Origin of the sequence: Streptomyces sp. NPDC058665 (assembly GCF_042714995.1) — a bacterium.
GTDB lineage: Bacteria > Actinomycetota > Actinomycetes > Streptomycetales > Streptomycetaceae > Streptomyces.
Genome location: NZ_JBHXRX010000131.1, coordinates 1 through 6,864, shown reverse-complemented (window position 1 = coordinate 6,864; position 6,864 = coordinate 1). Strand labels below are relative to the sequence as shown.

Sequence of the window (6,864 nt, the reverse complement as noted above, 5' to 3'; positions counted from 1 at the left end):
CTCAGGCTGATTTGTGTCGCGTGAACAAGAACGTCCCGTCGGGTCCAACAACCTTGCACGCGCCGTAAATCACGCCGTCCGGACATACCCCTCCGGAGACCCCGAACCCCGCCCCCGGCAACGAACCCGCAGCACCGGTCACCCACCCCCTCCGGGAGGAACCCGCATCCCCCGGAACCTCCGGCGCTCCCCCACCACCGGCGGCCCCGGAGGCGGCTCGTCCGCCAGTCGCACCACCCCCCCCGTCCCGCCCCGCCACCACCGGCCCCACCGATCGCGCCGCCTTCGCGCGGTACTGCGCCGCGTCCGCCAGGCGGAACAGCCGCCGCGCCGACCTCAGCGGACCGATCGGATCCCCCGTCGACGCGATCCCGCACGCCACCCCCTCCCCCAGCGCCAACTCCGCGGCCCGGTGGCAGAGTTCATCGGCGACCTCGACCACGTCGTCCGCCGCCGGCCCCACCGTCAGCAGACAGAACTCGTCGCCCCCCAGCCGCGCCACCAGCGCTCCCGGCAGCCGCGCCCCGCAGAGGGAGAGCAGCGAGCCGAACCGTTCCAGCAGCCGGTCGCCGACCGCGTGCCCATGGGTGTCGTTGACCCGCTTGAGCCCATTGAGGTCGCAGACGACCAGGCTGACGACCGACCCGTTCTCCCGGTGCAGCGCGACCGCCTCATCCAGGCGCATGTCCACCGCGCGGCGGTTCGCGAGCCCCGTCAGCGGGTCCGTGAAGGCCAGCCGCCGGGCCTCTTCGAGCCGTTCCGTCTGCGCGATCCCCGACGCCACGACGGAGGCGATGACGGTCGCGAAGGCCGCGTCGGCGCGCTCGAAGACCGGCGCCCCGAGCGGCCTCGCCACGTACAGCTCGCCCCACGCCCGCCCGTGCAGCACGATCGGCGCGACGACGCAGCATCCCCGGCCGCGTCTACGGAGCGCGGCGACCCGTTGGTGGCAGTAGCCCGGCTCACCGCCGGCGACGGTGGCGGCCGGTCCTTCGACCGTCTCGACCCACGCGTTGGGCTCGCCCCCGCCCGCCCAGCGCTCGTGCAGGAACTCCGCGATCTCGGGGAACCGGTGCACGGGATACGACTCGTCGTCGGGGAACTCCTCCTCCCCCTCGGCCAGGTCCCCCGCGTTCACGAGGACCTTGAGCTGCCCGAGGTCCCGCTCCCACACGGACAGCGCCGCGAAGCTGCCGGCCAGCGCGTCACGCGCGCCGAGCGCCGCGGCCCGCCAGGACTCGTGGGGGGTCTGCGCCGAAGCCATGGCCTGTGCGAGCTCCACCACGGCACGAAGCCGTACGTCCTCTCCCATCACCCCAGCTTAGGGCGTTTTATGGTGATTTGATCACTCGGAGCGAGGCGTCGTCACTCTCCGTCCACAACCCGTCCACAGGGTCCACAAGGTCCGGGGAGCCAGGCAAGATCGACAAGACACCGCCTACTCGCCGGGCCACTCCGGCTTCCGCTTCTCGTTGAACGCGGCCACACCCTCCGTACGGTCCCCGGAGAAGGCCACCGACCGCCACGCCGCGTCCTCGACCTCCAGACCCGCCCGCAGGTCGAGCCCGTACCCGAGCCGCAGGGCCCGCTTCGCCGCCCGGAGCCCGACCGGCGAGTTCGCGGCGATACGGGAGGCCAGCGCCAGCGCCTCGTCGCGGTCGGCCTCCTCCCCCGCCAGCAGGTCGACCAGGCCGAGCGCGTGCGCCTCCGGGGCCGCCAACCGCCGTGCGGTGAAGATCAGTTCGGCCGCGCGGGCGGCTCCCACGCGGCGCGGCAGCAGTTGCGTACCGCCGCCGCCGGGGATGACACCCACCGACACCTCGGGCAGCCCGACGACCGCCGTCGGGTCGGCGACGATCAGGTCGCAGGAGAGCGCCAGCTCGAACCCGCCGCCGAGGGCGAAGCCGTGGACGGCCGCGATGGCCGGCATCGGGAGTTCCAGGACGCCGGTGTACGCGGCGCGGGCGGTCGGCCGCTGCCGTACCAGCTCGGCGTCGCTCAGCGAGTTCCGTTCCTTGAGGTCCGCTCCGACGCAGAAGGCGCGCGGGTGGGTGGAGGTGAGGACGGTGACGCGTACGTCCCTGTCGGCGCCGAGCGCCGCGCAGGCCGCGCCGATGGAACGCGCCATCTCGGTGGAGACCGCGTTCATGGCCTTGGGCCGGTCGAGCACCAGCTCGGCCACATGACCGTGCCGGCGTACCGCAACGAACTCACCGAACCGCCGCTCGTCCTCTGTGCCCACCGCGCCCACCCGCTTCCCGGTCAACGATCGTTGACCGGGATCATAGGCGGCGGCCCGTACGCCCGGGGGGCAGGCCCAGGGTCTGTCGTTTGGCCGGATCAGGGAGCGGGGGCTGGTGCGTGCGGTCGCAAGGCGGAGGAGGGAGACATGGCGGAGCCATGGCGACCGACGACAACGCGGCGAACGTGCGTGCCAGGGACCGCGAGCCCGGCAAGATCCGAACGACAGACCCTAGGGCTTGGGCCGCCGGGTCAGGAGCCACGGCTCCACGACGCCCAGGCCCCGCACCGGCCGCTGCCACATCGGCTGTATGGCGAAGCGGTACGAGGGCGGCTCCTCGCCCGCCTTCTCGGCCTCGGCGGCCTGCTCCGCCGCCTCGGCCTCGGACGCGGGGGTGTCGCCCGTCCGGATCAGCTCCTCCGCGAGTGCGCCGTCGACCAGGACGGCGTCCTTGGGGGCTATCGAGGTGAGCCGGCTCGCGAGGTTGACCGTGTTGCCGAAGACATCACCCATCCGGGTGGTGACGGTGCCGAACGCGATGCCCACGCGCAGCGCCGGCATCGACTCGTCGTGCGTCATGGTCTCGATGAGCCGCAGGGCGATCTCCGTGGCCGTGCCCGCGTCGTCGGCTGCGTACAGGACCTCGTCGCCGAGGGTCTTGATGAGCCGGCCGCCGTGCGCGGCCACCAGGTCGGCGCAGGTCGTCTCGAACGCCTCGACCAGCTCGCCCAGCTCCTCCTCCTCAAGACGGCGGGTCAACCGGGTGAACCCGACGAGGTCCGCGAAGCCGACGGCGAGACGGCGGTCGACCATCTCCTCGTCGTCGGCGGCCTGGACGACACGTCCGGTGGCGGCGGCGAGCTGACGCCGCCACACGTACACCAGGAACTCCTCCAGCTCCGGGAGCAACAGCTCGACCAGGGGGTACGTGACCTCGGTCCGGGTCATTCCGGGCTCGGGCGGTTCCGTGAGCCCCGCGAGGAAGGAGTCGATCTGCCACTCCGCCAGGCGGGCGGTGGTCTGCCCGGTCGACCGGGCGACCTGGATCGCCATCGGCTCGCTCAGCAGCCCGGCCTCGACCAGACCGGCGAGGCGGCGCAGCGCGAGGACGTCGGCCTCGGTGAGGGCCCGCGCCTGCCCGATGTCCGCGAAGCCCATGGCCCGCCAGAAACGGGAGGCGAGGTCCATCGAGACACCGGCGGTGCGGGCGGCCTGGAAGGGGGTGTAGCGGCGCTCGGCGCCGATGATGAGCTGTTCGAGCCGGATGGCGAGAGGGTCGTCGGTGGGCTCGGCCGTGTGGTCGACGGCGTGGTGCGGGGTGGGGTGTGCGGAGGAGTCCGACGGCGGCTTTTCGTCCCCACCACCGGAGGTCGTGTCGTCGACCGTCACCAGCCGCCTCCTGCCCGTTCCCTGCGCACTGCCCTGCCGATCTGTCGTGGATCGCCTCAACGATACGGCAGGTCGGGGCTGTCGGGGTCGCCGTTGCGGGTAGTCGTGGCAGCCGGGCCGGCTTGCCCCGGAGCGCCTCCCTCCGCCACCGCGATCCCGGCGGCTACGAGGCGCGCAGATGCACCACGTCCCCGGCGCCCACGGCCTCCCGGCCGCCGCCCTCCGTCGCGATCACCAGCCGCCCGTCACCGTCGATCGCGACCGCGTCGCCCACCACCTGCCGCTCGCCCGGCAGCTCCGCCCGCACCGGCCGCCCGAGCGTCGCGCAGCCGGCCACGTACGCCTCCTGGAGACCCGATGCCGCCGGGTCCCCGCCGGCGTCCCGCCACTCGCCGTACCACCGCTCCAGGCCCCGCAGCACCGCCCGCAGCAGCGGATCACGGTCGACCGAGACCGCGTTGGCGAGCGCGAGCGACCCGGCGCCGGGGACGGGCAGCTCCGACTCGGTGAGGGTGACGTTCAGGCCGACGCCGACGATCACGGCGTCGGCCCCCGCGCGCTCCGCGAGGATCCCGCCCGCCTTGCGCTCCTCCTTGGCGCTCTCGTCGCCCTCCTTACCGCCGACCGTCACCAGCAGGTCGTTGGGCCACTTCAGCGCCGTGTCCACGCCCGCCGTCCGCGCGACGGCCGTCGCGACAGCGACACCGGTGAGCAGCGGCAGCCACCCCCAGCGCTCGACGGGTACGTCCGGTCCCGGCCGCAGTAGTACGGAGAGGAACAGTCCGGACCGGGCGGGCGCCGACCAGCCGCGGTCCAGCCGCCCGCGCCCCCGGGTCTGTTCCTCGGCGACGAGCACCGCGCCTTCGGGGAGGCTGTCCGCGCGGGCGGCGAGGTCGGAGTTGGTGGATCCGGTCGTGGTGACGACGTCGAGCGAGGTCCACAGACGCCCCGGCACGATCAGCCCCCGGCGCAGGGCGGTGGTGTTGAGGGGCGGGCGTTCGAGGTCGCTCCAGCGGCTGCCCGCGGCATTGTGCTCGGTCATGCGCGTCAGCCTAGGTCCTGTCCGGTGGATCTTCGCGGATAAGGCCGGGGCGTCTGGTGCGGTGCATCGCAAGGCGCCGAAGTGCCCGCAGGGTGGTTTCCTGTGGGCACTTCGACAACGCGGCGAGGTGCCGTGCCAGGCGCCCCGGGCCCGCGAAGACCCGCCGGACAGGGCCTAGGTGCGGGGGGCCGTGGGGTGTGGCCAACGACGCACTGCCGAACGTCGGGGCCGCCGATACGCTACGGATCAGTAGCCACACCCCGAGCCGCAGGGAGCCGCATCCCCATGTCCGAGCCGGAAACCGCCCGCGGAACAGAGAACAGTCACACCACAGCGGGGAAGATCGCGGATCTCCAGCGCCGTATCGAGGAGGCCACGAACGCGGGCTCCGCGCGGGCTGTGGAGAAGCAGCACGCCAAGGGCAAGCTGACGGCCCGCGAACGGATCGACCTCCTTATGGATGAGGGGTCGTTCGTCGAGCTGGACGAGTTCGCCCGGCACCGCTCCACCAACTTCGGCATCGAGAAGAACCGTCCGTACGGAGACGGTGTCGTGACCGGTTACGGCACGGTCGACGGCCGCCCGGTCTGCGTCTACTCGCAGGACTTCACGATCTTCGGCGGTTCACTCGGCGAGGTCTACGGCGAGAAGATCGTCAAGGTCATGGACTTCGCGCTGAAGACCGGCTGCCCGATCATCGGCATCAACGACGGCGGCGGCGCCCGTATCCAGGAGGGCGTGGTCGCGCTCGGCCTGTTCGCCGAGATCTTCCGCCGCAACGTGCACGCGTCGGGCGTCGTCCCGCAGATCAGCCTCATCGTCGGGCCGTGCGCGGGCGGCGCCGTCTACTCCCCCGCGATCACCGACTTCACCGTGATGGTCGACCAGACCTCGCACATGTTCATCACAGGACCGGATGTGATCAAGACGGTCACCGGCGAGGACGTCGGCTTCGAGGAGCTGGGCGGCGCGCGTACGCACAACACGACGTCCGGCGTCGCGCACCATATGGCGGGTGACGAGAAGGACGCCGTCGAGTACGTGAAGTCGCTCCTGTCGTACCTGCCGTCGAACAACCTCTCCGAGCCGCCCGCCTTCCCGGAGGTGGCCGAAGTGGCGCCCACCGCCGAGGATCTGGAGCTGGACGCGCTCATCCCGGACTCGGCGAACCAGCCGTACGACATGCACTCCGCCATCGAGCATGTGCTGGACGACTCCGAATTCCTGGAGACCCAGGCGCTGTTCGCGCCGAACATCGTCACCGGCTTCGGGCGGGTCGAGGGCTATCCGGTCGGCATCGTCGCCAACCAGCCCATGCAGTTCGCGGGTTGTCTGGACATCAACGCCTCGGAGAAGGCGGCGCGGTTCGTGCGCACCTGCGACGCGTTCAACATCCCGGTCATCACGTTCGTGGACGTGCCGGGCTTCCTGCCCGGTGTCGACCAGGAGTACGGCGGCATCATCCGCCGCGGCGCCAAGCTGATCTACGCCTACGCGGAGGCGACCGTCCCGCTGATCACCGTGATCACCAGGAAGGCGTTCGGCGGCGCGTACGACGTCATGGGCTCCAAGCATCTGGGCGCCGACCTCAATCTGGCGTGGCCGACGGCGCAGATCGCGGTGATGGGGGCGCAGGGCGCGGTCAACATCCTGCACCGGCGTACGATCGCCGCCGCCGAGGATCAGGAGGCGACGCGGGCCGGTCTGATCGCGGAGTACGAGGACGCGCTGCTGAATCCGTACGTCGCGGCCGAGCGCGGCTACGTCGACGCGATCATCCTGCCGCACGAGACGCGGGCCCATCTGGTGAAGGGCCTGCGGCAGTTGCGTACGAAGCGGGAGAGCCTGCCCCCGAAGAAGCACGGCAACATCCCTCTGTAGGAGGCTGGAATGATCAAGGTCGTACGGGGCAACCCGACCCCCGAGGAACTGGCCGCCGCACTCGCGGTGGTCCGGGCACGCGCGGCGGCCGCGGAGAGGTCCGGGCCGACCGGCCCGCCGCCCCCGCCGGGCTGGTCGGACCCGGCCCGCGTCGCACGCCGCGAGAGCCGACGCCCGGGGCCCCGGGCGTGGGCACGCACGTACTGGCCGGGCTAGGCCGTGTCTTCGAAGTAACGCCGGCCGCCTGCAAGGCGGGGCCCGCGGCGTCTGGTGCGGTGCATCGCAAGGCGGAGGATCGTGCTCGTACTGG

Annotated in this window: 5 protein-coding genes and 1 pseudogene; 2 read left to right on the top strand and 4 right to left on the bottom strand. The window is 72.1% G+C overall.

What is annotated here, in order from left to right; genetic code table 11:
• Nucleotides 1-138: 138 nt before the first annotated feature.
• From ACFWV8_RS38105 to ACFWV8_RS38090, 4 genes and pseudogenes are all read right to left on the bottom strand, one after another.
• Nucleotides 139-1,312: pseudogene (locus ACFWV8_RS38105) on the bottom strand (diguanylate cyclase domain-containing protein).
• A gap of 126 nt (nt 1,313-1,438) precedes the next feature.
• On the bottom strand, nt 1,439-2,251 hold the full coding sequence (locus ACFWV8_RS38100) for an enoyl-CoA hydratase/isomerase family protein (protein ID WP_384215069.1): 813 nt from the start codon (nt 2,249-2,251) through the stop codon (nt 1,439-1,441).
• 222 nt (nt 2,252-2,473) lie between these two features.
• Nucleotides 2,474-3,631 (bottom strand): adenylate/guanylate cyclase domain-containing protein, encoded by a 1,158-nt coding sequence (locus ACFWV8_RS38095; RefSeq protein ID WP_384215068.1) that lies wholly within the window; start codon nt 3,629-3,631, stop codon nt 2,474-2,476.
• Nucleotides 3,632-3,794: 163 nt separating this feature from the next.
• Nucleotides 3,795-4,673 carry a biotin--[acetyl-CoA-carboxylase] ligase gene (locus tag ACFWV8_RS38090; protein WP_384215067.1) on the bottom strand — a complete coding sequence of 293 codons (879 nt, stop codon included), beginning with the start codon at nt 4,671-4,673 and terminating at the stop codon, nt 3,795-3,797.
• A gap of 285 nt (nt 4,674-4,958) precedes the next feature.
• Here ACFWV8_RS38090 and ACFWV8_RS38085 point away from each other — a divergent pair, with 285 nt between their 5' ends.
• Nucleotides 4,959-6,554 (top strand): acyl-CoA carboxylase subunit beta, encoded by a 1,596-nt coding sequence (locus ACFWV8_RS38085; RefSeq protein WP_384215066.1) that lies wholly within the window; start codon nt 4,959-4,961, stop codon nt 6,552-6,554.
• Between the two features lie 9 nt (nt 6,555-6,563).
• Entirely contained in the window at nt 6,564-6,770 is a 207-nt protein-coding gene (locus tag ACFWV8_RS38080; RefSeq protein WP_384215065.1) for an acyl-CoA carboxylase epsilon subunit, read from the top strand.
• The last annotated feature ends 94 nt before the right edge of the window (nt 6,771-6,864 follow it).

Excerpts from the sequence above, each read along its gene's own strand:
- ACFWV8_RS38090 (WP_384215067.1), bottom strand. The coding sequence starts at position 4,673 with ATGACCGAGCACAATGCCGCGGGCAGCCGCTGGAGCGACCTCGAACGC.
- ACFWV8_RS38085 (WP_384215066.1), top strand. The coding sequence starts at position 4,959 with ATGTCCGAGCCGGAAACCGCCCGCGGAACAGAGAACAGTCACACCACA.
- ACFWV8_RS38080 (WP_384215065.1), top strand. The coding sequence starts at position 6,564 with ATGATCAAGGTCGTACGGGGCAACCCGACCCCCGAGGAACTGGCCGCC.